This window comes from Streptomyces sp. NPDC052020 (assembly GCF_040680575.1).
GTDB lineage: Bacteria > Actinomycetota > Actinomycetes > Streptomycetales > Streptomycetaceae > Streptomyces.
The window spans coordinates 136,398-160,086 of sequence record NZ_JBFAWY010000016.1 but is presented as its reverse complement, the minus strand read 5'-3'; the positions used below and the strand labels follow the sequence as shown (position 1 = coordinate 160,086).

General features: G+C 72.2%; 21 protein-coding genes and 4 pseudogenes. 12 read left to right on the top strand and 13 right to left on the bottom strand.

Annotation, left to right across the window (positions count from 1 at the left end):
- The first annotated feature begins 176 nt into the window (after nucleotides 1-176).
- Together AB0L74_RS19120 and AB0L74_RS19115 are read left to right on the top strand one after the other, a co-directional pair.
- Nucleotides 177-455, top strand: a complete 279-nt coding sequence (locus AB0L74_RS19120; RefSeq protein ID WP_365653110.1) for a DUF6355 family natural product biosynthesis protein — start codon at nucleotides 177-179, stop codon at nucleotides 453-455.
- A 215-nt stretch (nucleotides 456-670) separates the two neighbouring features.
- Nucleotides 671-853 (top strand): annotated as a pseudogene (locus AB0L74_RS19115) (SAM-dependent methyltransferase); the annotation flags it as partial.
- A gap of 130 nt (nucleotides 854-983) precedes the next feature.
- Here the strand turns inward: AB0L74_RS19115 and AB0L74_RS19110 are convergent.
- Nucleotides 984-2,144: an FAD-dependent monooxygenase gene (locus tag AB0L74_RS19110; RefSeq protein WP_365653107.1), complete on the bottom strand. Its 1,161-nt coding sequence runs from the start codon at nucleotides 2,142-2,144 to the stop codon at nucleotides 984-986.
- Between the two features lie 85 nt (nucleotides 2,145-2,229).
- On the opposite strand from AB0L74_RS19110, the gene AB0L74_RS19105 reads away from it, so the two are divergent.
- Nucleotides 2,230-2,787 (top strand): TetR family transcriptional regulator C-terminal domain-containing protein, encoded by a 558-nt coding sequence (locus AB0L74_RS19105; protein ID WP_365653103.1) that lies wholly within the window; start codon nucleotides 2,230-2,232, stop codon nucleotides 2,785-2,787.
- Nucleotides 2,788-3,057: 270 nt separating this feature from the next.
- The gene (locus tag AB0L74_RS19100; RefSeq protein ID WP_365653196.1) at nucleotides 3,058-3,510 is read left to right on the top strand and encodes an MmpS family transport accessory protein; all 453 of its coding nucleotides are present in this window, start codon (nucleotides 3,058-3,060) and stop codon (nucleotides 3,508-3,510) included.
- 199 nt (nucleotides 3,511-3,709) lie between these two features.
- Here AB0L74_RS19100 and AB0L74_RS19095 read toward each other — a convergent pair whose 3' ends face one another.
- From AB0L74_RS19095 to AB0L74_RS19085, 3 genes are all read right to left on the bottom strand, one after another.
- The gene (locus AB0L74_RS19095) at nucleotides 3,710-4,435 is read right to left on the bottom strand and encodes an aspartate/glutamate racemase family protein (RefSeq protein WP_365653100.1); all 726 of its coding nucleotides are present in this window, start codon (nucleotides 4,433-4,435) and stop codon (nucleotides 3,710-3,712) included.
- Nucleotides 4,436-4,459: 24 nt separating this feature from the next.
- Complete coding sequence (locus AB0L74_RS19090; RefSeq protein WP_365653096.1) at nucleotides 4,460-5,941, bottom strand: NCS1 family nucleobase:cation symporter-1; 1,482 nt, start codon at nucleotides 5,939-5,941, stop codon at nucleotides 4,460-4,462.
- A gap of 723 nt (nucleotides 5,942-6,664) precedes the next feature.
- The gene (locus AB0L74_RS19085; protein ID WP_365653092.1) at nucleotides 6,665-7,315 is read right to left on the bottom strand and encodes a GntR family transcriptional regulator; all 651 of its coding nucleotides are present in this window, start codon (nucleotides 7,313-7,315) and stop codon (nucleotides 6,665-6,667) included.
- A 758-nt stretch (nucleotides 7,316-8,073) separates the two neighbouring features.
- Between AB0L74_RS19085 and AB0L74_RS19080 the strand changes: the two genes are divergently transcribed.
- A complete protein-coding gene (locus AB0L74_RS19080) occupies nucleotides 8,074-8,661 on the top strand; it encodes a heme-binding protein (protein ID WP_365653089.1) in 588 nt (195 codons plus the stop codon).
- A gap of 127 nt (nucleotides 8,662-8,788) precedes the next feature.
- Nucleotides 8,789-9,958: a YncE family protein gene (locus AB0L74_RS19075; RefSeq protein ID WP_365653086.1), complete on the top strand. Its 1,170-nt coding sequence runs from the start codon at nucleotides 8,789-8,791 to the stop codon at nucleotides 9,956-9,958.
- 314 nt (nucleotides 9,959-10,272) lie between these two features.
- Here the strand turns inward: AB0L74_RS19075 and AB0L74_RS19070 are convergent, their stop codons facing one another.
- On the bottom strand, nucleotides 10,273-11,058 hold the full coding sequence (locus AB0L74_RS19070) for an SDR family NAD(P)-dependent oxidoreductase (protein WP_365653083.1): 786 nt from the start codon (nucleotides 11,056-11,058) through the stop codon (nucleotides 10,273-10,275).
- Between the two features lie 151 nt (nucleotides 11,059-11,209).
- Here AB0L74_RS19070 and AB0L74_RS19065 point away from each other — a divergent pair, with 151 nt between their 5' ends.
- Nucleotides 11,210-11,866 carry a TetR family transcriptional regulator gene (locus tag AB0L74_RS19065; RefSeq protein ID WP_365653080.1) on the top strand — a complete coding sequence of 219 codons (657 nt, stop codon included), beginning with the start codon at nucleotides 11,210-11,212 and terminating at the stop codon, nucleotides 11,864-11,866.
- A 225-nt stretch (nucleotides 11,867-12,091) separates the two neighbouring features.
- Here AB0L74_RS19065 and AB0L74_RS19060 read toward each other — a convergent pair.
- Nucleotides 12,092-12,274, bottom strand: a pseudogene (locus tag AB0L74_RS19060) (carboxymuconolactone decarboxylase family protein); the annotation flags it as partial.
- On the opposite strand from AB0L74_RS19060, the pseudogene AB0L74_RS19055 reads away from it, so the two are divergent.
- Nucleotides 12,270-12,646, top strand: a pseudogene (locus AB0L74_RS19055) (MarR family winged helix-turn-helix transcriptional regulator); the annotation flags it as partial. The pseudogenes AB0L74_RS19060 and AB0L74_RS19055 sit on opposite strands and share 5 nt — an antisense overlap.
- 311 nt (nucleotides 12,647-12,957) lie before the next feature.
- Here the strand turns inward: AB0L74_RS19055 and AB0L74_RS19050 are convergent.
- The 3 genes from AB0L74_RS19050 to AB0L74_RS19040 all read right to left on the bottom strand — a co-directional run bounded on the left by AB0L74_RS19050 (nucleotide 12,958) and on the right by AB0L74_RS19040 (nucleotide 15,595).
- On the bottom strand, nucleotides 12,958-13,395 hold the full coding sequence (locus AB0L74_RS19050; protein ID WP_365653193.1) for a glutaredoxin domain-containing protein: 438 nt from the start codon (nucleotides 13,393-13,395) through the stop codon (nucleotides 12,958-12,960).
- An 82-nt stretch (nucleotides 13,396-13,477) separates the two neighbouring features.
- Nucleotides 13,478-14,374 (bottom strand): alpha/beta hydrolase-fold protein, encoded by an 897-nt coding sequence (locus AB0L74_RS19045; protein ID WP_365653076.1) that lies wholly within the window; start codon nucleotides 14,372-14,374, stop codon nucleotides 13,478-13,480.
- A gap of 639 nt (nucleotides 14,375-15,013) precedes the next feature.
- Nucleotides 15,014-15,595 (bottom strand): TerB family tellurite resistance protein, encoded by a 582-nt coding sequence (locus tag AB0L74_RS19040; RefSeq protein WP_365653190.1) that lies wholly within the window; start codon nucleotides 15,593-15,595, stop codon nucleotides 15,014-15,016.
- A gap of 395 nt (nucleotides 15,596-15,990) precedes the next feature.
- On the opposite strand from AB0L74_RS19040, the pseudogene AB0L74_RS19035 reads away from it, so the two are divergent.
- A pseudogene (locus AB0L74_RS19035) lies at nucleotides 15,991-16,197 on the top strand (sterol carrier protein domain-containing protein); the annotation flags it as partial.
- Between the two features lie 188 nt (nucleotides 16,198-16,385).
- Here AB0L74_RS19035 and AB0L74_RS19030 read toward each other — a convergent pair.
- Entirely contained in the window at nucleotides 16,386-16,880 is a 495-nt protein-coding gene (locus AB0L74_RS19030; RefSeq protein ID WP_365653073.1) for a DUF6624 domain-containing protein, read from the bottom strand.
- 230 nt (nucleotides 16,881-17,110) lie between these two features.
- On the bottom strand, nucleotides 17,111-18,079 hold the full coding sequence (locus AB0L74_RS19025; RefSeq protein WP_365653187.1) for a helix-turn-helix domain-containing protein: 969 nt from the start codon (nucleotides 18,077-18,079) through the stop codon (nucleotides 17,111-17,113).
- 281 nt (nucleotides 18,080-18,360) lie between these two features.
- Between AB0L74_RS19025 and AB0L74_RS19020 the strand changes: the two genes are divergently transcribed.
- A complete protein-coding gene (locus AB0L74_RS19020) occupies nucleotides 18,361-18,777 on the top strand; it encodes a hypothetical protein (RefSeq protein ID WP_365653070.1) in 417 nt (138 codons plus the stop codon).
- 263 nt (nucleotides 18,778-19,040) lie between these two features.
- Nucleotides 19,041-19,793: a hypothetical protein gene (locus tag AB0L74_RS19015; protein ID WP_365653067.1), complete on the top strand. Its 753-nt coding sequence runs from the start codon at nucleotides 19,041-19,043 to the stop codon at nucleotides 19,791-19,793.
- A gap of 319 nt (nucleotides 19,794-20,112) precedes the next feature.
- Here AB0L74_RS19015 and AB0L74_RS19010 read toward each other — a convergent pair whose 3' ends face one another.
- Both AB0L74_RS19010 and AB0L74_RS19005 read right to left on the bottom strand, forming a co-directional pair.
- Entirely contained in the window at nucleotides 20,113-20,331 is a 219-nt protein-coding gene (locus AB0L74_RS19010) for an EF-hand domain-containing protein (RefSeq protein ID WP_365653064.1), read from the bottom strand.
- Between the two features lie 136 nt (nucleotides 20,332-20,467).
- Nucleotides 20,468-21,343: an alpha/beta fold hydrolase gene (locus AB0L74_RS19005; protein WP_365653061.1), complete on the bottom strand. Its 876-nt coding sequence runs from the start codon at nucleotides 21,341-21,343 to the stop codon at nucleotides 20,468-20,470.
- A gap of 624 nt (nucleotides 21,344-21,967) precedes the next feature.
- Here AB0L74_RS19005 and AB0L74_RS19000 point away from each other — a divergent pair.
- A complete protein-coding gene (locus AB0L74_RS19000; protein ID WP_365653058.1) occupies nucleotides 21,968-23,614 on the top strand; it encodes an allantoin permease in 1,647 nt (548 codons plus the stop codon).
- The last annotated feature ends 75 nt before the right edge of the window (nucleotides 23,615-23,689 follow it).

Genomic DNA, 23,689 nt, shown 5'->3' with positions numbered 1-23,689 from the left:
CGTTCACTGATCGGACGCGCGGGGCCCTGTCGTCGCTGGTCAGCGGGCCGTCACTCGATGAGGCGGTTTCGGCTTCCCGTCCGAGTGAGATCGACGGCCCTCCCCCGCGGGGTCCGAGAGGCTGTGCACTGCACCGCCGGGACCGCCCGGCGCTCGATCCTCGAGAAGGAGCGTTCATGTCGCTTCGCCGTTCCCTCGCAGCCGCCATCAGCGCCGTCGTTCTGGGCCTCTGCCTGCCGGTCGCCACCGCTTCCGGTGCCGCGGCCGACCCCTGCGGGTTCTACGAGACCGGATCCGACGCCTTCTACAACCACTGCACGAGCGACGGCTCCCGCGTGGTCATCAAGGTGGAGGTCGGGGGCCCCAACTACGAGCGGTGCGTGGGGCCGGGTCGTACCTGGCTCGGTTCCGCCAGCAAGATCGACGGTGCGTTCTACGCCGGGCGTACCTGCTGACGACCGAGCGGGACCCTGCCCGCGGGAGCAAGGCGGTCCTGCGGCCCCATGGCGGACGGGCCCGCGAAGCCAAGCACCCGTGACAGGACCTGCCCGCAGGCCCCGGCCGGGACACCGTCGTGTCCGTACGTCGTCACGAGCACGTCGACGACCGGCGGTGGAGCCGGCCGGGGCCGCGGCCGTGCCTGGCGGGCTCAGCGGGGGAATCGGCCTCTGTGTCCGCTGCGCACAGGCAGGTTCTGACCTCGGATTCGATGTTGCGTTTCCGTGAGCGGCGGGCGGCCGAGGCGAATCTGGCCGCCCACGGGTATGTGGCGGAGGACGCCCGCGACGCTCCCGAACGGCCGGGGAAGGATCGCGTCTTCCTCGCACGTCGTCCGGAGGCCGGCCCGGCCTGAGGTCCGGTGCGGGGCCCTTGGCGGGCGACCGGGCCCCGGTCGTCGTCGGTGCCCGGCGCAGGGCCCGGTGCCGACCCGGCGCCCTCCCCCACCGGGAACCGGTGCGGAGCCACGAGCCGGCCGGGGACGGTCAGATGAGGCTCGGCGGGGCCCAGTCGGCATGCCGCAGGATGGTGCGGACGGTCGCGTGGGAGGGAGCCAACCGCAGGGCGGTGTTGCGCACCGCCACGGCCACGGGGTGACTGAGCTGCTGGCCCATGCGGCCGGCCTGGCGGGCGGCGCGGGCGACGTACTGGCTGCGTGGGCGGCGCTCCGTGTCGTAACGGGCCAGTGCCGCCCCGACGGTGCGTTCGGTGGCGAGTGCGCTGGCGAGGGTGACCGCGTCCTCCAGGGCCTGGCAGGCTCCCTGGCCGAGGTGCGGGGTCATGGCGTGTGCCGCGTCGCCGAGCAGGGCGATCCGGCCCGCGGCGAAGGCGGGCAAGGGTGTCACCAGTTCGTGGATGTCGTGGTGCAGAACGCTGTCGGGCCGGGTCGCGTCCAGCAGCGCGGGAATCGGGTCATGCCAGGCCGCGAAGCGGCGGCGCAGCACGGCGAGGGCGTTCTCATGCCGCACTCCGGGCGGCGCGTTGAGCACGGCGTGCCACTCCGCCCGGCCGTCGGTGAACGCGATGTGCCCGAACTCCGCTCCCTTGCCCCAGGTCAACTCGAAATCGGTGGCCAACTCGACCGGGTGCTCGGTGATGGCGCGCAGCACCGTCGACCCGCTGTAGACAGGGCCGGGATGACGGGGGAACAGCTGGGCGCGCAGGCGGCTGCCCACACCGTCGGCAGCCACGACCAGATCCGCTTCCAGAGCGCCGTCCTCGAGGGACACCCGCACCCGGCCGGGATCGGTGCGGAGTTCGGCGGTGGTCACCTCGGCCCCGGTGACCAGGCACCCGGGCGGCAGCGCCGCACGCAGGAGCCGGTGCAGCACGGCCCGGGGGATGCCGACGATCGGCGTGCCCAGCTCCCGCTCCAGCGCGGCCCCGTCCATCCGGGCCAGCCAGCCGCCGTCGGGGACGCGGGTGCCCCCGGTGTACTGGGGACGCGCGGCTGCGCGCACCTCCGCTCCGACGCCGAGGACGTCCAGGGCGCGGATGCCGTTGGCGTGCAGGGAGATTCCCGCGCCCGCATCGGCGAGGACCGGGGAACGCTCGACGACCGTCACCTCCCAGCCGATCCGGCACAGGCCGATCGCGGCGGCCAGCCCTCCGATGCCTCCGCCCACCACTACAGCGCTGTTGCTCATACCGGTCCCCCTCTGTCGCTCCACCGAGGCTTCTACAGATGTAGAAGGAGAGTACTCCGGGCCTCTACAGGTGTAGAAAGGGGGGATGCCCGCCGACCGACGCACCCTCCTCGCCGACGCAGCCATCGACGTCCTCTCCGAGACCGGGATGCGAGGACTCACCCATCGCGCGGTGGACCGGGCGGCGAATCTGCCGCCCGGCACCACCTCCGCCTACTACCGCACCCGACAGGCACTGCTCACCGCCCTGGTTCGGCGTCTGGTCGCACGCGACCAGGAAGAACTCCAGGCCGCCGGGGAGCGGACACCCGTGCCGCGGACCACCGGGGAACTGGTGGCCTGGATCGCCGCCTTCGTCGGCCAGCGGCTCACCGGGGAGGGGCGGCGACGCTCCCTCGCGCGCTACGCCTGCGCCATCGAGAGCGTGCACCACCCGGAACTGCGCGAGATCCTCGTGCCTCGGGAGAACGCCGCACGGCAAGCCGTGCGCGACTTCCTGGCCGCGCACGGCGTCGTGGACGCCGAGGAGCGGACGGTCACCTTGCTGACCTGTGTGGACGGCCTCGTCTTCGACCGTCTGGTCGCCGGTGGAAGGGTCTCGGAGCAGGAGATCCACGGGCTGGTGGCAGCGGCACTGCGGTGACACACCCGTACGGCTCCGCGTTCGGCAGGAACGATCAGGGCGGCGGGATCGCTTCCGCTGCCGGGCCACGCGGGTACAACTCTTGGGCGGCGACCTCGATTTCATCGCCTCGCCCCCGCGACCACGGCCCGCTGACCGAGACCACCCCGGGCCCAAGGTCAAGGTTGCGGCGCCGAGTCGGACGACCGTTTCTTGATCACAATTTGACTCGACCCCTCGTTTACTGTTTTCTGCGCATGCACGGTCCGCATGACCTGGGGGGTCAACCACATGAACCGCATCAGCCGCTCCGTCGCTTCCGCGCTCGTCGCGGGCGGCCTCGCTCTCGGACTCGGCGCCTGTTCCGACGTCGCCGACGAGGCCGCCAAGCAGGTCCAGGAAGAGGTGGACAAGGAAGTCGACAAGCAGATCAGCGAGGAGTACCAGGTCACGTACGAGGTGACCGGCGAGAAGGTGGACTCCATCGAGTACAACGCGGGTGGTGGCGATGCGAGCAACCCCAAGCTGGAGTCGGTGAAGAACCCCACGCTGCCGTGGAAGAAGACGGTGACGCTGCGCGGCATCGAGGCGCCTAGCGTCATGCCGCTGGCGGTGGACCTCGGTGACGCCGCCGGAAAGGTCTCCTGCAAGATCGTGTACAAGGACAAGACCCTCGTCGAGAAGTCCGGCACGGGTGCGGTCTCGGCCGCCGGCTGCGTCGCCGTCTCTCCGATCGTCGGCTGAGAAGCGAGCGGAGGGCACGCGGGAGCCTTCGTCGAAGCGGGCGCGCCTCGCCGGTCGCACGCTCGCCTCGGACGCGTCCCCTCACCGGAGCGCCGGCCGGCGGGGCCGGCGCCTCGTCGGCGTACGGTCGGCGGTGTCCGGACCACCGAACCGTCCCGTCACCTGTGCGTCTGCGACCGGAAAGCCTCGGCGTGCGCCGTCAGCCGGCGTGCGGAGGCCAGTTGAGGATCCGCTTGGGCCTCGGCGACGCGTAGGTGCGCACCTTGGACGTGGACAGGCCGAGGCGGACGAGGGACTCGGCGATCGTCACGGCGGCGGTCACCCCGTCGACGACGGGGACCCCGGTCCGCTCGACCACGCGTTCGGCAAGGCCCGACATGCCGCCGCAGCCCAGGCAGATGACCTCGGCCCGGTCCTCCCGCACCGCCCGCGCGGCCTGTTCGGCGATGGCGTCCACGGCGGCCTTCTCGTCCCGTTCCAGTTCCAGGACGGGCAGTCCGCTGGCGCGGACGGAGGCGCAGCGGGCACTCAGACCGGCCACGTGAAGGCGTTCCTCGATCAACGGGACCGTGCGGTCGAGGGTGGTGACGACGGAGTAGGCGCGGCCGAGGAACTGGGCGGTGCTCGCGGCCGCCTCGGTGATGTCGACGACCGGAACGTCGAGCAGTTCCTGCAGCCCTTCCCTGCCGTGTTCGCCGTACCCCGCCTGGATGACGGCGTCGAATGGCCCCGGGTGGGTGCGGACGGCCTCCATCACGGCGACGGCGGCGAGGTAGCTCTCGTAGTTTCCCTCGACGGACTCCGCGCCGAAGGGCGGGGTCAGGGGAACGATCTCGGTTCCCGGTGACGCGGCGTCGGCCGCCTGTTCGCCGATCGAATGAGTCATGGACGGCGTGGTGTTGACGTTGACGACGAGGATACGCATCGGTCTGCTTTCTGCTGGACTGGGTCATTCCGCGGCGACGGCGATGGCCTCGCCGTCCACGTCCCGCATGGGGGCGGTGCGGTCGGCGATGACCGTGTACAACGCGGCGGCCAGGAGGGCGCCGATGAACCAGGAGAAGCCGGCCGCGGCGTGGAAGACGGGCACGAGAGCGACGACGACGGCGAGCGCCGCGCTGGGCACGAAGGCGGCGACGGCTCGCGGGTTGTAGCCGCGCCGGTAGTGGTACTCCCCCTGCGCGTGGTCGGTGTAGAGGTCGAGGACGTTCACACGGGACTTCCGCAGCAGCCAGTAGTCCGCCATGATCACGCCGAAGAGGGGCCCGAGCAGGGCGCCGAGCCCGCCGAGGAAGTAGTTGACCACGACGGGGCTGTTGTACAGGTTCCAGGGCGTGATGACGAGGCCGAGGACCGCGCTCACCAGGCCGGCGCGGCGGAAGTCGAGCCGGCGCGGGAAGAGGTCGACCAGGGCGTAGATCGGTGCCACGAAGTTGGCCAGCAGGTTCACGGCCACCGTCAGCGCGATGAGCGCCAGGGAGGCCGTGGCCAGCAGAGCCATGTGGGGGATGGTCCGGACGATGTCCGTGGGGCTGGTGATGACCTGGCCATCGAGCTTGAACTGGGCCCCGCTGAGGACCGCCACGATGACGGCGAAGAAGAGCATGTTCACCGGGATGCCGATCACGTTGCCGCGGACGATGGAGGCGCGGCTCCGGGCGGAGCGGGTGAAGTCGCAGAAGTTCAGGACGAACGTCCCGTAGATCACGACCCACAGCGCGGCGGCTTGCAGGATCTGGAGCCACATCTCGCCGCCGGTGAACGGGTCGTCGACGGACAGGGAGATCGAGCCGTCCGCGCGGTAGAACATCCAGGCGGCGAGGGCGCACATGGTGATCAGGGTGGTGGGTGCGGCGAAGGCCATGTACCGCCGGATCATCTGCATGCCGTAGCTGACGATGAGGACTTGCAGGCCCCACAGCGTCATGAAGGTGATCCAGCCGAGCGTCGACTGGCCGAGCAGGGAGTTGGCGTCCAGACGGCTCAGTTCCGGGAACATCGCCACGAGGAGGGTGCTCAGCACGGAGGCGGCCAGGTAGGTCTGGATACCGAACCAGGCGATGGCCACGATGCCCCGGACACCCGCCGGCACCTTCGCCCCGTTGACGCCGAACGCGATTCGGCTCATTACGGGAAAGGGGACTCCTGTTTTGTATCCCATGAAGCCGGACAGGGTCAGCAGGAGGAACAGCAGGACCGACGCGAGCGCGAAGGCCGCCAGGATGCCCCATACGTTCAGCCCCAGTGCGAAGAGGCCGATGGCGAACGCGTAGTTTCCGAGGCTGTGCACGTCGTTGGCCCACAGCGTGAAGACGTTGTAGGCGCCCCAGCGGCGCCCCTCTTTCTTCGTCGGGGCGAGATCGTACGTGTACAGACCAGAACTGGCGGAGGTGCTGGTTTCTACGGACGACCGGTCATCCACGGCAGTCATAGGGGCTCCGGGAGGGGGAGGCGGGAACTTCAGAGATTTCCACTGAATGGAAGTTAACTTCCGCTGAAGAGAACGTAGTTTTCGCCGACAACACCGTCAAGGGGCCCGTCGAGAAGAGTTGGTGAAGCCGCCTAAAGCGCTTCTGAGCTGCGGAAGGTTCATGACGGCACCCTCGGTGCCGGGTGATCACGCAGAGCGGCGCGCGCCGTCGGCCGGACGGTGACCAACCAAGCGCTGGACGGGTAGGGGGCGCATTACCCGTTACACGGGGCGCGCCCTTCTGAACAAGGCGCGAGAACGTACGCATCGGGCGGCTGGGAAACCCGGGGATGTGGTCAGCCGGTCTCCGCCGGGCCTCCGGAAAGCAGGAATCATTCCCTGACCGCAGGGATACCGATTCCCCGATTCCGACACGAAAGGCGCCCCGATTTTCTGTTTTCCGGTTTTCCGGGCTCCGGGCTCCGGGCTCCGGACTCCGGGGGATCTATCGCATTACCGTCACCGCGCTCCGGACACGGAGATCGACAGACCGGCCAGCGCCGCGGCGCGGGTTCGCCCGCCTCCTTGGCCGGGATGGTATACCAAACGGGTGGCGAGGTGAAGAGTCCCCGCAGGCGCGTCGGAACACCCGGGGGCACCCGGCCGCTGTGCGCGATGGGTCACTCCAGGCGCACGCCGCGGCCGGGGGGCCGCCAGGTAGTGGAGGGGGCGCCTCCCGCGGTGCTACGCCCGGTCTTGCTGCCGGTGCCTCATCACCGCCCTGCGGCTGGTCGCCAGGTGCTTCCGTACCAGCGCTTCGACACCGTCCACGTCGCGTTCCGCGATGGCCTGGTACAGGGCTTCGTGTTCCAGCGCGATGCCCAGCAGATCGTCATGCTGGCTCAGGAGCCACCGCATCCGGCTGCGCAGAACCCGTTCGAGCTCGCTCAGGAGCTCGTTGGCCGCCAGAGACGTGACCGTCTGGTGGAAGTCGGCTGCCGCGCGGCGGGCCCCCACCGCGTCTCCGGCGCGGGCCGCTGCCAGCTCCGCGTCGAGGTCGGCACGCAGCTTCTCCAGACCGGCGCGTGTGTGCCGCTGCGCGGCGAGACGGAAGGACAGACTCTCCAGGGCCGACCGGACTTCGTCGAGATCCGCGACGTCGGTGGGGGTGAACTCCCGCACCACCGCCCAAGTGCGGGGCCGGGGAGTCACCAGCCCTTCGGCCACCAGCGTCTTCAGGGCGTCCCGGACGGGAAGCCGGCTCACCCCCAGGTGCTCGGCAAGCTCTCGCTCGACCAGCCGGCTGCCCGGTCGGCGCACTCCGTCGAGAATCTCGTCGCGCAACCGGCGCGTCACCCGCTCCGACTCGGGGATGAAGTCCCCAGACGCAGTCATCGTCGTCCTTCTCTCGTCCAGACCCGCAGCACGTTCGGGGGCGCGGCACCGTCGCGCTGCTGGAGTCCCCGGCACAGTGACCTTAGCGAACGCCTCTTGGCACCGGCCGACGGCCGGCGGACGCCCGCGGCGGCCGCCGGTCCGGCGGGCCCGGGCGGCGAGCGGTCCGCCCCCGGATACTCCGGCCGTGGCGGGCCGGGACGGGAGACCTCCGTGCACCGGCATGACACGGTGGTGTGCCTCGCGGGAGTGTCCTCCTTCGCGGCTCCGCGCTGTGACCCTTCCCGGAGCGGTTCACGACGGCGGCGTCCTCGGTCACCGGGCCCGCGGACCGGGGCGAGCAGGGAGCCGAGCAGGGAGCCGCCCTGGGTCACCGGGTCACCCGCCGGGGCGGTGCCGGTGCCGGACCGGCCAGGGGACGGGACTGACAGGCCAGGGGACGGGACTGACAGGCAGTGGCCGGGCATTCCCCTGCTGATGCCCGGTATCCCCGGTATCGGTATGCCATCTTGGTGCGGTGCTGCGGGCGGGGTGGCCCGCACCAGGCGGGCAGTGTTCGGGGTCATCCGATCGGATGACGGACCCGTCAGCCGTTCCGCGCTTCGGAACGAGCCGGTTCGCCGACGTGGCCGCGGGGTGCGGGGGCGGAGGCTGGAGGCACAGCGCACCGAGCGCTGCGCCTCCGACGCGAGATCCGCGACAGACGCGGCAGTCCCGACCGAGGCAACAGACGCGAGACAACAGGGAGTTGCCCGCCCATGCAGCACAAGGCCAAGAAGTTCTCCACCCGAGCCAAGGCCGTCACCTCCGCCGCGGCCGTCGCGGCGGTCGCGGCGGTCGCGGCGGTCGGCGCCGGCGTCTTCGGCGCGGTCTCCGCCTCCGCCGACACCCAGGCCGCCCCGGCCGTGTCCCCGGTCGCGCTCAAGGCCAAGACCACGGCCATCAGTAACCACCTCACCGTGGACGCCGCCACCGACGCCGCCCGGGCCGCGCTGGACGCCGCCGAGAAGGAGGGGCAGCGGGTGACGGTCGCGGTCGTGGACCGCAACGGCAACACGGTCGTGACCCTGCGCGGTGACGGTGCCGGCCCGCAGTCCTACGAGTCCGCCATCAGGAAGGCGTACACCTCCGTCTCCTGGAACGCGCTCACGTCGGAGCTGGCCGGGCGGCTGAAGAACGCCCCGAATCTCAAGGACATCCCGAACACGCTGTTCCTCGCGGGCGGTGCCCCGGTGGTGTACGGCAACGCGCCGATCGCGGGCATCGGCGTCGCCGGTGCCCCGTCCGGCGACCTGGACGAGAAGTTCGCCCGGGCCGGGGTCGCGGCGCTCGCCGACGGCCGCTGACACCACCACGACGAGCACACGTGTCACCGCCGCTCTCGCCCGGGCGGCGGTCCAGGCACCGGAGGTCGCGGAGGCCCGGTCACACACGAAGGAGGAGCGCGCGGGCAGCGCGCGGGAAGGCCGGACGATGACGAGCAACAGACGCTTCACGGCGGGAGTCCTGGCAGCGCTGGCCGCCGTGCCCGCCCTGGCCGGATGCGCGCCCGGCGACGCCGCCCCGGCCGCGCCCCCGTCCGCCTGGTCCACTGCGCCGGCCGCGCCGTCCCCGCGGGCCACGGACACCGCGGGACGGTCCGCGGGTGTGCGCCTCGCCCCCGGAGGGACCTTGGTGGTCACGGACTTCGGCGCCGACACGGTCACCTTCGTCGACCCCTCCCGGCGCGGTGACGCGGCCGGCCTCGGCTCGGTCGAGGTCGGTACCGCGCCGTACGGGATCGCGGTGGGCGACGGCGGCACGGCTTGGGTGGCGACGGCCGAGGGCGTCGCCGTCGTCGACACCCGCGCCCGCGAGCGCACCGCGCTGATCCCGTACGCGACGGACACGGGCCCGGTGACGACCGGCGAGTACCGGGGCGGTGGCATGGGCATCGCGCTGTCCCCGGACGGCGACCGGGTGTATGTCGGGGTGAACGTCCCCGGGGACCGGGGCAGACTGGAGGTCATCGACGCCGGGGAACGGAAGGTGACCGGGACGGTGCCCGTCGGGCGCCGCCCCTTCGACGTCGACGTCTCCGGCGACGGACGCCACGTCTACGTCACCGGTCACGACTCCTTCGACGTCACGGTCGTCGACACCGCCGACTGGACGGCCCGTCGCGTCGAGGTGGCCCCCTACGGCACCGAGGGCGGCCTCGGTTCCTGGCTCAAGCCGCACTACGCCGCCGTACGTCCCTCCGACGGCGCGCTCCTGGTCCCGTTCGAGGGCGAGCGTCTGGCGGTGGTCGACCCCGGTACCGGCCGGGTCCGCGTCGAGCGCATGACCGCCGGCACCCACCAGCACGGGGTGGCGATGGGCCGGGACGGCACGCTGTACGTGGTCGGCACGGGGCCGATCGACCCGTCCGAGGACGACGGTCCGTCCCTCACCGTCCGCTCCCCCGACGGGCGGGAACGGCTCATCCCGCTCCAGGGGCCCCACGAGTCCGTCGTCCTGTCGTCCGACGGGCGGACCGCCTATGTCTCGGGCGGCTTCACCCGCGACGGTTACTGGAACGGCCTCAGCGTCGTCGATCTGGACACCGGTGAGGTGGCGCGGCTGTCCGTGGGCGACCGCCCGCTGGGCGTGGCGCTGCTGTGACCTCCTGCCGGGAACAACGGGAGGCGAGGCCGCCCCGAGTGCGTGAACTGCCGCACTGCGGCGGCATATCGCCTCCCGCGACCTGTACCGCGAGCGACGGCGCTGACCTGCCCCACCCGCCTCGCCGTAGGCCCGTGCCTCCGCGGAGGCACGGGCCTACGGCTCGTGATCGATCCGGTACGGCAGGCGGGCCTGTCTTCGAACGGCGCGGAGACGCCGGCCCGCTCAGGGACCCGGGGGCGCCGGGGTGGGCCTGGGGAGGCGCCCCCGGTGCCGATGCCCGGTGCCGGCACCCGCGGCGTGGTGCTCGAGGATCAGAAGTGCGTTCCGCCGTCGACGCGGATCTCGGTGCCGGTGATGAACTCTCCGTCCCGCGAGGCCAGCATCGCCACCACCCCGGCCACGGCCTCCGGACCGGCGAAACCGTCCCCGAGCGCGGGAGACAGCTTGGCGAACAGGCTCCAGTCGGTGTCCTCGGGCAGACCGGGGCCCTGGCTCTGCCTGCTCTCCCCGGAGCCGTCCGTCATCCCGGAGGAGATCGACCCGGGCTGCACGGCGGTGAAGCGGATGCCCTGCTTGCTGTACTCGGCTGCCAGCGCGTGCGTCATGGACTGGATGCCGCCCTTGCTCGCCGCGTACGCCGCCATGTACGGGTGGGCGAACATCGCCGAGGTCGAGCTGAAGTTGACGACGGCGGGGGCGGTGCCGCGCAGGAGCGCCGGTATCGCCTCGCGGATCATCAGGAACGTACCGGTCAGGTTGACCGAGATCACCCGGGTGAAGTCGGCGAGCGACGTCTCGTGGGTGTGCGAGGACCGCAGGATGCCGGCCGCGTTGACCAGGACGTCCAGACCGCCGAGGGTTTCGAGGGCGGAGGCGACGGCCCGGCGGACCGAGGTCTCGTCGGCGATGTCCACGACCACCGTGCTCAGGCGCTCGGCGTCGGCACCCGCCCGGGCGGCGGTGTCCTTCAGCCCCGCCTCGCTGACGTCGGCGGCGACGACGCGCGCGCCCTCCGCCAGCATGCGCAGCACGGTGGCCTGGCCGATACCCGAGCCGCCGCCGGTGATCAGCGCGCGGCGGCCTTCGTAGCGGTTCATTTCGTCTCCCTGGTGGTGCGTGATCGGCCCGGCCGTGGCAGCGGGCGCGGCGACCGGTGGGTCGCTCAGCCTTCACGGTACGCCTAGATGGCACGTTTTGCCATTGAGGCATCGTGTGCCGCACCTCTCCCTAGCCACGTAGGCTTCTCGCATGAGTCAGCCCAGCGGGCCCCGCCCCACCGCCTCGCCCTCCCTGACAGAGCGCCGCAAGGCCGCGACTCAGCTCGACATCGCGCGGGCCGCGGCGGAGCTGTTCGCCGAGAAGGGACCAGACGGCACGACCGCCGAGGAGATCGCGGGCCGGGCCGGTGTCGCGTTGCGCACCTTCTACCGGTACTTCCGCGGCAAGCAGGACGCGGTAGGGCCGCTGCTGTCGTCCGGCGGGGACCGCTGGCGCGCGCTGCTCGCCGAGGCCGGTCCGGGCACCGGCCTGTCGCAGGCTCTGGAGTCGGCGGCCGTCGCCTCCCTGTCCACGCCGGACGACGCGGCGAACGAGGGACTGCGATGGACGCGGGGACTGCTGCGGGCGGCTCAGGACGATCCGGCCCTGCGGGCGGTGTGGTACCGGGTCAACCAGGAGTCCGAGGAGAGACTGCGGCCGGTGGTGGCCCGCCTGGCGGGACCGGACGCCGATCCGCTGGAGGTCCGGCTGGTCGCCGCGGCGGCGACCGACGCGATCCGGGTGGCTCTGGAGACGTGGGCGACCACGGATTCGGAGGCCACCGGTGAGGACTCCCCCGCCCCGCTGGTGGTGCGATGCCTGCGCGAACTGACGGGTGGTCTGCGCCTGGTGACCCACGGCCGCTGAAACCTGCCACCGCCGCGTTCCCGCCGACGGCGGATGCGCCGGGCCGCGCCGGTGCCGGATACGCCGTGCCGTACCGGCACGGCCCGTCGGGGCCAGATACCCGACGGGTTCGGGGCTGGTGGTCGGTCCGCCGGAGCCGAGGTACGTCAAGCGTCGGCGCCCGCACGCCTCGCCGCCCGCCGACGCGTCAACACGCCGGCTCGCCGAGCCGGACAGGCTCGCCCCTCACACCGCCCTGACGAGGCGGTTGGCGAAGGTCGACATCGTATACGTACCGACGCCCAGGACGACTTCCAGTGCGTTGCGCTCGGTGTATCCGTGTACCAGCAGGGCCTTGAGCGTGTCATCGTCCACGGCACCGGCGGCGGACAGGACGCCGAGCGTGAACCTCCGGATCGCTTCGAGCCGCCAGGGGCATCCGGACGCGCGTCCGGCGCACGGTTTCGCCTTGCAGGCGATCGGGCGTGACGGGGCCGCCGCCAGCGACATCGCCCGCCGCCTGGGAATCTCCAACAGGCGGCGGGCAAGACCGTCGACCCTCTGGTTGCCCTCGGTTACGCCGAACGTCCCGATGACCCCGCCGACGCCCGACGCAGGCCTGTGCGGCTGACCACGCGAGGGCTTGAGCTGCTGACCCGCTCAGCCGCGATCTTCGACCGACTGCGTGCGGATTGGGCCGCTGCCCTGGGCGAGGAACGGCTGCGCGCAGTCGAGGACGACCTGTGCGCCGTGGCAGCGCCTGGAACCTTCCGGCTCGATGCGGCAGGGCGGATCGGTGGGATGAACGGAGCAGGCCCCGGAAACCGGCACGGCGCGACGACGCTCCCCCACGGCCGCCGCGCCGGGGAACGTCGTCGTCTCCAACGTGTCTGCCCTGCCTCGCAGCGGCCTACCGGCCGACCTTTCTCGCCCGGACAGCGGGCGCTGTGATGGCCGGGTCGCTCACCGGGCCCGGCGCGGGCAGCCGCGGACGTCGGGCCGCTCTCCGCCGGGCGAGGCAGCCGGGAGATGCTGGACGCCATGTCCGGGGTGCAGCCGGAGATGGCGGCCACCGACGCTCGATCACGCCAACCGATGGCGCACCGCCCTGGTCAGACGGTAGGGGAGAGTTGTTCGCGCACCCATGCAGGATCGGGGTTGGTGTGCGGCCGGCCCGCCACGACGACAGTCGGCACGGTCTCATCGCCCTCGTTGGCTGCCCTCACCGCTGCCGCTCCAGCCGGGTCACGCCAGATGTTGACCCAGTGCAACTGGCGGGTGCTGCGGCCCAGCCGGACGCGCAGTCGCAGGCAGTACTTGCAGCCCGGCCGCCAGTAGACGACCGGCCGTCCGTCGATCGCGCTGCGGCGTCTCGCCTCCAGCGCACCGATCGACCTCGGGAAGACCACAGACGAGTTCACGCCTGCGAGCAGCCCGAACACCAGCAGGAACACGGCGGCCTCGCCGGGGCTGCCTCCGAGGACCAGCGCAGTGGCGACGGCTGAGCCACAGAACACAAGCAGCATCGGCAACATCCAGGCGCGCATCATGGTCACGCAGACTACCCGTGAGGTGAAGTACTCCTCGAACGAAGCCGCTCACCCGGCCATTCGCCAACCGCCGCCGCTTCGGCTAGCGACGCCGGCGGCCGCGCAGGGCGGCGAGCAGCATCGGAAGGGCGTGCCGCAGTTCGCGGTCCCCGTAGGTACCGGTGTGGGTCCCGGGGTAGATGTGTGTGGTGACCGGCGCTCTCAGGGACTTGAGTCGATCGCTCAGCACCCGGGCCTCTTCCGCGCAGACGGCTTCGGTGATGGAGACGACGTCGTCGTCCGCGAGCGCGACCCATTTCTCGGTGCCCGGGATGTGCGGCTCGGGGTCCTCGCCGTCGAGAGGCCCCGGGGTTCCGTCGCCTGAGGCGAGGTAGACGGGCGTGTGGCGCAGGCCCACGGCGTGGCGGAAGGGGTCCCAGTCCAGCCATACCTGCCACTGCTCCCACGGGTCCCCGAAGATCGCGTAGCCGTCCACTCCCACGAACTTCGCGCCGGACAGCCACATCTCGGGGTGCCGGATGGGGTGCACCGGGGCCCCGAACGTGGCCACCGCGCCGAACAGACCGGGGATCCGGGCGGTGAGTCCCAGGGCACCGAAGCCACCCTGGGACTCGCCGGCCGCCGCCCTGCGTGTACCGGCGCCATAGTCTCGCTCCACCAGGGGCATGACCTCGCGCAGGAAGTAGGTGCGCACCCTGGGCGGGCCTTGCTTTCCGTGGTTCCACCAGTCCGTCCAGAACCCGAACAGCGGCATGCCGGGTATGACGACCAGGACATCGAGCAGCTCGGGCAACTCCTGCACACGGAACATCGTCGTCCACGTGGTGTGGTCGCCGTCGCCGCCCGCCAGCAGGTAGAGGGTGGGCCAGCGGTCCCCGGGTCGGCGTCGCTCCCAGCCGCGGGGAGTGAGCAGGGCCACGCGGCTGGGACCGCCCAGAGCCGGGGAATCGACGGTCAGCTCGATGAGCCGCTCGCCCACCCGTCGTTCTGCAAGGACGCGGCTGGTGGCCCTGGCGGGGGCTGCTCCCAGTAGTGATGTTCCGCTGGCGGTCAGCAGGGCCGCACCGGTGAGCACCGCACGGCGGCGTGCGGGTGAGCCCGGCGTACCCACATCTATCGACCAAAGGCCACCGGATCTTTACTGAACTCCTCCGCGAGGTCCGGACCGGAGCCGTCCAGACCGCTCTCGACGGAGATCTGGCCGTGGTGACCATGGACCTCGCAGGTGCCGGGAGTGCGGGCAGGAGGAACAGTGGCCGCTCCCGGCGCCGTCGGTCGCGGCGACGGGCACGGTCAGATCGCGGTACGTGCACGAGAAGGTGCTGGTGCTCAGAGCGTTGCGGGGGTGGGACACCCGGGTGCTCCTTGCCGGTGGGTCTGCGATGGCGGCAAGAGCAGGCCGAGCGCACGTCGTCGGGGACGGCTCCCGCGCCCCGGCCCGCCCGTGACACGGCTAATCACCGTGGGGGCGGTGCGGGTCAGGCCGGGAGCCCATTCGTGGTCGACGGCGACGGGGCCGCAGGCTGACCACGGCTTCTTCTGGGCGAGCCACCGTGTTCCGGTGGCTCATAGCGCGCCGGCAGCGGTACTGGCTCCGCGCGGTCGTGGAAGCGGCGGCTCAGACGCCGAACTCCGCGGGCGATACGCCCAGGGCGGCGCAGGCGTCGCGGACGGCCGCCTGCTCGGAGGACTCGAAGTGCCCGTCGGCTCCGGCGACGACGATGCCGGTCTGGACGACCGCACGTGCCTCAACGGGCTTCTTGCCCGCCTTGGCGATCTCCCGCAGCGCCTCGGCCCTTCCCGTGGCGAAGTCGGCCAGAATCCGGTCGACGTGCTGGTTGAACCGCTGCCGGAGCTGGTCGGCCGGGAAGTTCTGCAGAACCTCGTTGGAGACGATGAGCTCCTCCACCCGCTGCCGCTCCGCCGGCTCCACCGACCCGTCCGCCGTGGCGACCAGGGCGCACATCGCCATGCTGGCGTCCCGGTAGGCACCGCTCTTGAGTTCGGTGCGGGCGGAGGCCAGTTGGGATTTCAGCACTCCGATCAGCTGCGCTTTTGAGCCTCCGGAGGCCGTGCCCCGGCCGTGTCCGCCGCCCAGTCCCGGTCCCGGTCCGGCGGAACCGTGCCCGCTCCCCGCTCGGGCGCTCTGGGCCTGCTGAAGGTTTTTGGCCTGGTCCTTGAGCCGGTCCCACATCGCCACTCGTGCCACCTCTGCTTCTGCCGCAGTCCGTCCGGACTTGGTCGTCGTCCCGCTTTTTCCGCGGTCCCTCCCGTGAACGACCGTCACCGCGCCATGGTTCCCCCGACCAGGAGAGGGAACGGACGCCGTGTCCCGCACGCCCCCGCCCCGCCCCGGCACCCGCCTGCCCTGCCAGGTACACGGTGACACCGTGGTACCGGGCGTCAGCCGGTCGTACGCCACCCGGACGGCCGGGATCTACGGACGTTACGGCTACGGCCCGGCGACGCTCGGCGACCGGCTCCGCTGCGGCCGGCGCGCCCTGCGCTTCCGCCCGGACACGGACTTCGGGGACGGTACCGTCCGGCTGTGCCACGCCGACCGGGCCCGCCCGCACCTGGGGGGACACCGTGATCTGCGAACCCACGGCCGCCCCGGCCGATCTGCGCCTGGGCGCGGCGGAACTCGGTGCGGCCTTCCTGGGCGGCACCGCCCTGACCACGTTGCCGGCCGCGGGACGTGTGGAGGGACTGCGGCCGGGTGCCCTCTCCCGCGCCTCGGCGGCCTTCCGCGGCGACCGCGAACCCTGGTACCCGGGCGGCTGGGCCTTCCCGCTCTCCTGATCAGCCCCTTCGCCGCCGACGGACCTCGCCGGGGCGCCGCCTGCCTGCGCGGCGGCACGTCACGGCAGCGTCCGCTCCGGCGGCACGGTCATACCGGGGGTGTCGCCGCAGGAGTCGTCCGCCGGATCACGTCCGTGTGTCACCCCCGGGCACGGTCCGGCGGAGGCCGCTGGGCGCGGTGGGGAGGGTCAGGCGACCGGGAACCGGGCGACGTACTCGTCGAAGGGCTCGATGCCGGCCTCCGCCCGCAGTTCGTCCACGCGCTCGGGCTCTTCGCAGGGCCACGGAACGGGCAGCCCGTCCTTCACACCGGCGATCTGTGTCCCGTAGATCTGCTTGACCAGCGTCCGGTCCCGCAGGAAGGCCAGCTCGCGGGGGCGGGCCCTGCCTGCCGACACCGCCTCCCGCATCAGGTGGAGGGCTCGGCGCTGGATGTCGAGCTGACGGTCGGCGTGCTGGGCGATGAGCCACGCCGCGCGTGCGGCCTCCTCGCCGACGAGTTCCGCCGTCGGCCAGCCGTACTCGGCCATGATCTCGCCGAGCCGGTCACCGTGCCGAGCCGTCAGCCGGCGCCATGCCAGTTGCTCGGCGGGGTCCTCGCTGTTCGCCCGGACCGCGGACCGGTGGTCGGCCGCAGCCATCTCCGTCAGCTCCACCGCCAGGGCGGCGACGTCGTACACCACGGTGAACTCCCGTTCATGCCACGCGGGTTGCTCTTGCGAGCCACAACCCTAAAGCCGCATACCGGATGTAGAGATCATTCCGGAGAACGGTGACAGTCACCGCCGCGCGCCGGGATAATGGATCTACTCCCCACCCGGTGCGGTACCCGTGCGGATGCCGGCGTCACAGCGCGCCTCGATCCCGTAGGCGGTCGATGCCGACCCGGTGTCGGCGGAGCGCGGGACCATCGTCACGGGCAACGGTGCGCGGCGGCCCGGAACGCCGTCGGGGTCATGCCCGTCGCGGCGCGGAAGGCGCGGGTGAACTCGGCCGGGCGCGGGTGGCCCCAGCGGGCGCCGATCGCGCTGACAGGAGTGCCGCGCAGGGCGGGGTCCGCCAGGTCCCGGCGGCAGCGGGCGATGCGTTCACGGCGGATGACCTCTCCGACCGTGCTGCCGTGGGCCTGGAAGAGGCGGTGCAGGGTGCGCGTGGAGACGCAGTGCGCCGCGGCCACGGCCGCCGGCCCCAGGCGGGGGTCGTGCAGATGGCGGCAGATGAACGCCAGGATCTCGTGGTACAGGGCCGCCTCCCGCGTCTGCCGGGGCAGCGCCGAGGTCTGCTCGGCGTGCCGGGCGACGACGGCGACCGCGAGGTCCATCGCCATGATGCCGAGCCGGGCGCGGTCGTCGTCGGTGAGATCCGCCGCCGAGTCGGCGAGCGCGCTCAGTGTCCGGTGGAAGACGCGTCCCATGCCGGCCGCCCGGGTGAGGACGGTGCCGCACAGCGATGCGACCACCTTGTCCGGCAGGGGCATCAGCCGCTTGGGGAACTGCAACAGCAGCGATCCGGAGCGCGCCTGTTCCGCGCCGACCGACGCCTCGAAGGGGCGGGAACTGTCGTACAGGACGATGTCGCCGGGCCCGGCCAGCGCGTCACGTCCGGCCTGGTCGATGCCCTGGCGCCCCGAGGTGATCACCGCGAGCTGGTACAGCTCCGGGTCCGACCGGCGGATCAGCCGCGGCGACCGGTAGGAGAGCAGCGGGGCGTACGACAGTTCCGACAGCTGGGCCGCGCCCAGGTCCACTGCACGGATGCGGGCGCCGAACCGCTCGGGCTCGGGGAACCTGAACCGCGTGGTGACCAGGGCCAGTGACGTCGTCTCCGCCCAGGCGGCGGTCCGTTCGGCGGGTGGCAGACAGGTCGTGTCCAAAACGGTCATCATCGCGGTTTCCCCCTGAGTGTGCGTGTCGATCGTGGTCGCCACCAGTCTGGGCGTCGTGATATGCGTGACAAAAGCGCCGTATACGCCAAAACATCCCCCAGCGGCGATCCAGTCTGGCGCCGACGGGCAACGTCTTGGCGCGCTCCGCTAAGGCCTGCTGGCCCCGTTCCGCGCAGACTGGTCACCGCGTGCATGACCCGCACGCGACGCGGGCGCCCGTCCCGGATGGGCACCCGCACTGTCCGAAAACAGCTCACTCAGGGGGAAACGCCGTGCGAATGCGCACTCGAATCGCTCCGCTCACGCTCACCGCCGCCCTGCTCGCCGGTGCCGCGGCCACCGTGACGACCACCTCGGCCGGTGCCGCGGAACCGCAGCGGGCCGCCTCGATCCAGGCGGACTGTTACGCCTCGGCGAGGAACTACACCAGCGCGCCGGGGAGCGGCAGCAGCAACGCCCACTGGCCCGGCACGGGGACCTGGGCCTACACCACCAGCAACTGCGCCGACATCAACCTGAAGGTGAACGCCACCCGCGAGGTACGGACCTGCTTCAAGGCCACCGGCTCGTGCAACGCCTGGCGGACGGCCAGGGCCGGCCAGTGGGCGCTGGCGGCCACGGACGTGAGGGACGGCTCGGGCTTCTACATCCAGTTCAAGGGGACGGCCCGCAGCACCGGCCTGATCGCCTACTGATGCCCCGCGGCATCTGACAGCAGGCCGGTGGCCGGGATCCTGCCCGGCCACCGGCCTCGGCGTTCCCCCGCCGGCGGGGAACCGGTGCTGTCCGGCAGCCGTACCGCGCGCCCGCGGACGGCTGGTGGGACGGCCACGTACGCGGCCGCCGAATCGGCACACGGCTCGCTCTCTGGGATGGGAAACTCGACGCGGCCCATCGGCGGAGTGCGTTCATCCGTACGGGCCGGGCATTCGACGCGTACGCGGACAGGGGGTGGCCGGTGAGCCACGACGTGGAGGGCACGGGGAGCGGCTTCGGCTTCCAGGAGGGCGCCGAGGATCTCCGGAACCGGGCGCGCGAGCTGTATGACGTGGTCGGACGGCTGGACGGGATCGCCGACCTGCTGCGCCGCGCCCTGCCCCGGGTGACCGATCCGCGCGACGACGCCGACTTCCGCGCGGCCGTGCGGGAGCTGGCGAGCGGTCTGGACGAGACGGCCGTCCACCGGCTCGGCATGTTGGTGAGCGAGCTGTGGTTCCACCGGGACCCGCCGGCCGCGCCCGCGCCCGGGCCCGCACCGGCCGCCCCCAGGCCCGCGGGCAGCTCCGGCTCCCAGCCGGCACCCTCGCCGGAGGAAGCCCTTGCGGGCAGGGACCGTTCGCCGTGGCTCCAGCCGGAAACCCTCCAGTCCGTGGTGGACGTCGCCGGCTACCTGGCCACGGCCGCGATCGGCGGCATCGTCGGCAACAAGAGCGACCTGCTCGCCGGCAAGCTCATCGAGGCGGCCCGCGCGCGCTGGCGGGCCCGGCGTTCCGCAGCGGACGCCTCGCTCACCGAGGACGAGGCGGTCGATGTCGCCCGGGCGGCCGCCCACATCCAGGGATTCGCGGCCGAGACGCTGCGTGTCCTCACGGCGGAGCAGCAGGCAAACGGCTCCTGGATCGTGCGGCTTCACGCGTCCGGTGAGACGCTGCGCGTCACGGTGCCCGCCGGGGATCCCGCTCAGGCACGGATTCTCTTCGAGGCGCTCTGACCCGCAGGCCGCGTCTCCGGTACGACGCCGCCGCGGCTCCGGTACGACGCCGCCGCGGCTCCGGTACGACATTCGCCACCCGGCAGCGGCGCCCGCCTGCGGGCAGAGCCGGCCGCTGCCGCTCGGTCGCGGGCCGTGCGGGGTTTCGGGCCACGGGGAGTTCCGGAGCGGATGGGGTCCCGGAGAACCCACCAGCGTGGTCCGCGGGCGGCCCTCACCGGTTGGGTTCGCCGTCGTGCTCGTTGTCGGCGAGCGGCCTTGGAGCCGTGGCAGGGCGGCGGGGCCTGGCCCGGCGCGCTCGTGCGCCGGGCCGGCGCAGTCAGCGGTTCATGGCCGCCCAGAACTCCTCGAAGGACATCTGGCCGTCCCCGTCGGTGTCGAGCGCGTCGATCAGTTCCCGGGCCTGGGCCCCGGTGATCTCGGAACCCTCCAGTTCCGCCACGACCTTCCGGTACTCGTCCGCGGTGACCAGGCCGTCCCCGTCCACGTCGTAGCGCTCGAAGACCTTCCGCGCCGCCGTCTCCACGATGTCCGCCATGTGCTCCGTCCTTCTGCGATCTTCACTGACGGGCCCACACTATCCACCCGCCCCGGGAGGGACGCGGGCGCTGCCTGGCCTCCGGACGGGCCCCGGCCCCCGTGGTCGTCCGGCGCCTTCGCTCAGGGCGCGGCCGTCAGCCGGCCTCCCGGAGACGCCGCAGAAGCGTCCGCAGGATCCGGCGGGCCCGCGTCCACAGCACGGCGCCGCCGGTGCCCGGTACGACGTGGCGCACGGCTCCCGGAATCCGGGACGTGAGGCTGAGCCCCTGGTCCGGGGAGTGGCCGAAGTCCTCCGCGCCGTACCAGACGTCCACGGGGACGTCGACGGCCGAGAGGTCGATGTCCCACCGTCCCATGGCGAGGACGGCGTCGCGGGCGTATCCCCCGGCGCCCTGCGCGAAGGCTTCGTCGAGCGCCGTACGGTACGCGGCGGCGAACCGTGCCTCCCGGTACACGGCCAGGTCCACGTCCGGGCTGCCGGCCATGACCATGTCCCACATGGCCTGCGGGGTGAAGCCCGCGAACACCTTCTCGGCCGCGTCCGGGTCGGTCCGGGTCAGCTCCGCCAGGCGCCGCAGCTCCGGCGGCAGCGCCGCGGCGAAGTGCGGGGCCGCGACCTCGTCGGCGCCCGCCACCACCGCCAGGGCCCCCACCACGCCGGACGCGGCGCAGGCCAGGGCGAACGGGGCGCCCTGGGAGTTGCCGACCATCGCCGGTGTGCCCAGGCTCCGGCGCTCCGCGAACCGGCGGATGTCCTCGGCGAAGCCGGCGAAGGTGCGCCCCGGTGCGGGGGTCGAGACGCCGAGTCCCGGCCGGTCCAGGGAGATCAGCCGTATCCCGAGATCCGCCAGGGCCTCCGCGCCGAAACCGAGGTGCCGGCTGGTGGCGGCTCCCGGGCAGAACAGGACCGGGATGCCGTCCGGCGGGCCCCACTCCGCCCAGCCCAGGCTTCTGCCGTCGGGCAGGAGGTGTTCGCCGGTGCGTGCGGGAGGGATCACAACGGTTTCCATGCCGGTCATGATGCCGTCGGCGGCGCGCGCCGTGCTCGTGGGCTCGCACGGCCCCCGAGAGTCCGCACGGCCCCCGATAGACCGTCACGGGCCTCCGGCGGCCGGGGGGACCGGGGTGCGGCTGCTCGCCGGTGCCGGCCGGCCGGCCGCGGACGAAGTGCCGCCGGCCGGTCAAGACGACGACGATGACCGGCAGGGCGGGCGGCGGTCGCCGGGCCGGAGCCTGCCCTCCCCTGTGACGGCCACAGCGGCGATGGCGCGTCGCGCCGGGCGCGGTGAGGTTTCCGTAACGACCCGTTCACGGCAGGCGGGACTTCCGAGTAATAAGCGCTTCCTACGGTGTCCCGCCATGGGCGCGGAACTGTATACGCCGCCGGTCACGCTCGCCGCCGAAGGCGCCGCACCGGCGAATCGCGCGCGGCGGAGCGAACGCGCGCGGCGGCGGCGCACCGGTGCGCCGCGGCCGCGGGCCCGCGGCGGCGCCACGACGGAGGCGCCCGCCCGGCGCTGATCCCCCGTCACCCGCGCGGCGCGCCCGCCGCTCCCCACCCCTGCCGACGACGCCAAGGGGACCTTCATCCGGTACCGCACCCGCACCCCGGCACCCACCCCAGGAGGCGTGACATGAGCACGACCGAGTCACGGCCGGCGGCACCCGTCGCCCAGGCCACGACCGACCAGGCGGCCGAGGAGACGCTGGAGGACTACACCCTCCGCTTCGCTCCGCGCAGCTACCGCCGCTGGAGTCCGATGGTCGTGGCGACCACCGCGCTCGGCGGCATCGCCTACATGGCCGACTTCTCCATCGGGGCGGGCATCGGACTGGCCCACGGCACCGGCAACGCGCTGATCGCGATCGCCGTCGCCGCCGCCGTCATCTTCATCACCGGCTTCCCGCTCTCCTACTACGGCGCCCGGTACAACATCGACCTCGACCTGATCACCCGCGGATCCGGCTTCGGTTACTACGGATCGGTCCTCACCAGCGTCATCTTCGCCAGTTTCACGTTCATCTTCTTCGCCCTGGAGGGGGCGATCATGGCCCAGGGCCTCGAACTCGGCCTGGGTCTGCCCCTCTGGCTGGGCTACGCCCTGTCCACCCTCATGGTGATCCCGCTGGTCGTGTACGGCATGAAAGCCCTCAGCAAGCTCCAGGTGTGGACCACGCCGCTGTGGCTGCTGCTGATGATCGCCCCGCTGGTCCATCTGATCGCCACCGACCCGGGCACCGTCGACCGCTTCCTCTCCTACGCGGGCACCGACGGCGAGGGCGGCGTGAGCACCGCCTCCGTCCTCCTCGGCGCGGGCGTGTGCCTGTCGCTCATCGCGCAGATCGGCGAGCAGATCGACTACCTGCGGTTCATGCCGCCCAAGACGGAGGCGAACAAGCGGAGCTGGTGGACGGCCGTGGTCATGGCCGGTCCGGGCTGGGTGGTGCTCGGCGCCCTGAAGCAGGCCATCGGCGTCTTCCTGGCCGTCTACATCCTGGCCGAGGCCGGGCCGGCCGCGGCACCCGAGCCGATCCGGCAGTTCCAGGGCGCCTTCGACGCGATGATGCCGTCCTGGATGGTGGTGCCGCTGGCCGTGGCTCTCGTCGTGATCAGCCAGATCAAGATCAATGTGACCAACGCGTACTCCGGCTCTCTCGCCTGGACCAACTCCTGCACGCGGGTGACCCGGCGCTACCCCGGCCGCATGGTGTTCGTCGTGGTCAATCTGGCCATCGCGCTCACTCTGATGGAGGCCGACATGTTCAGCGTCCTCAACAGCGTCCTCGGGTTCTACTCGAACTGCGCCATCGCCTGGGTGGTCACCGTCGCCACCGACATCCTGGTCAACAAGTACGTCCTGAAGCTCTCCCCGCACGCGCCCGAGTTCCGCCGGGGCATGCTGTACGCCGTCAACCCGGTCGGCGTGGTGTCCTTCGTCGCCGCCTCGGGTCTGTCCATCGCCATGTACTTCCACCTGCTCGGTGACGCCCTCCAGCCGTACTCCCCCGTGGCCGCGGCCCTGATCGCCTTCGTCCTCACCCCGCTGATGGCGATCGTCACCAAGGGCCGGTACTACCTGCGCCGCGACGACGACGGCATCGCCGAGCCGCTGCTGGACGCGGACGGCAACCCCAGCGCCCTCACCTACGACTGCCACGTCTGCCGCCGGTCCTACGAGCGCCCCGACCTCACCGCCTGCGTGGCGCACGACGCGGTGGTGTGCTCCCTGTGCCTGAGCACGGACAAGGCCGGCGTCCACGTCCTGCCGGCTCCCGCGTAGCCCACACGACCGGGGTGGGCGGGCCGGCGGCACGGACACCCGCTCGGCCCGCCCCGGCGCATGCCCGTCCAGGAC

What these genes read in the sequence shown, in the direction of transcription:
- AB0L74_RS19110 (WP_365653107.1), bottom strand. Translation starts at nt 2,144, where the DNA reads ATGAGCAACAGCGCTGTAGTGGTGGGCGGAGGCATCGGAGGGCTGGCC.
- AB0L74_RS19000 (WP_365653058.1), top strand. Translation starts at nt 21,968, where the DNA reads ATGAGCACGACCGAGTCACGGCCGGCGGCACCCGTCGCCCAGGCCACG.
- AB0L74_RS19050 (WP_365653193.1), bottom strand. Translation starts at nt 13,395, where the DNA reads ATGATGCGCGCCTGGATGTTGCCGATGCTGCTTGTGTTCTGTGGCTCA.
- AB0L74_RS19065 (WP_365653080.1), top strand. Translation starts at nt 11,210, where the DNA reads ATGAGTCAGCCCAGCGGGCCCCGCCCCACCGCCTCGCCCTCCCTGACA.
- AB0L74_RS19080 (WP_365653089.1), top strand. Translation starts at nt 8,074, where the DNA reads ATGCAGCACAAGGCCAAGAAGTTCTCCACCCGAGCCAAGGCCGTCACC.
- AB0L74_RS19095 (WP_365653100.1), bottom strand. Translation starts at nt 4,435, where the DNA reads ATGCGTATCCTCGTCGTCAACGTCAACACCACGCCGTCCATGACTCAT.
- AB0L74_RS19005 (WP_365653061.1), bottom strand. Translation starts at nt 21,343, where the DNA reads ATGGAAACCGTTGTGATCCCTCCCGCACGCACCGGCGAACACCTCCTG.
- AB0L74_RS19025 (WP_365653187.1), bottom strand. Translation starts at nt 18,079, where the DNA reads ATGACCGTTTTGGACACGACCTGTCTGCCACCCGCCGAACGGACCGCC.
- AB0L74_RS19090 (WP_365653096.1), bottom strand. Translation starts at nt 5,941, where the DNA reads ATGACTGCCGTGGATGACCGGTCGTCCGTAGAAACCAGCACCTCCGCC.
- AB0L74_RS19075 (WP_365653086.1), top strand. Translation starts at nt 8,789, where the DNA reads ATGACGAGCAACAGACGCTTCACGGCGGGAGTCCTGGCAGCGCTGGCC.
- AB0L74_RS19020 (WP_365653070.1), top strand. Translation starts at nt 18,361, where the DNA reads ATGCGCACTCGAATCGCTCCGCTCACGCTCACCGCCGCCCTGCTCGCC.
- AB0L74_RS19070 (WP_365653083.1), bottom strand. Translation starts at nt 11,058, where the DNA reads ATGAACCGCTACGAAGGCCGCCGCGCGCTGATCACCGGCGGCGGCTCG.
- AB0L74_RS19010 (WP_365653064.1), bottom strand. Translation starts at nt 20,331, where the DNA reads ATGGCGGACATCGTGGAGACGGCGGCGCGGAAGGTCTTCGAGCGCTAC.
- AB0L74_RS19105 (WP_365653103.1), top strand. Translation starts at nt 2,230, where the DNA reads ATGCCCGCCGACCGACGCACCCTCCTCGCCGACGCAGCCATCGACGTC.
- AB0L74_RS19120 (WP_365653110.1), top strand. Translation starts at nt 177, where the DNA reads ATGTCGCTTCGCCGTTCCCTCGCAGCCGCCATCAGCGCCGTCGTTCTG.
- AB0L74_RS19085 (WP_365653092.1), bottom strand. Translation starts at nt 7,315, where the DNA reads ATGACTGCGTCTGGGGACTTCATCCCCGAGTCGGAGCGGGTGACGCGC.
- AB0L74_RS19100 (WP_365653196.1), top strand. Translation starts at nt 3,058, where the DNA reads ATGAACCGCATCAGCCGCTCCGTCGCTTCCGCGCTCGTCGCGGGCGGC.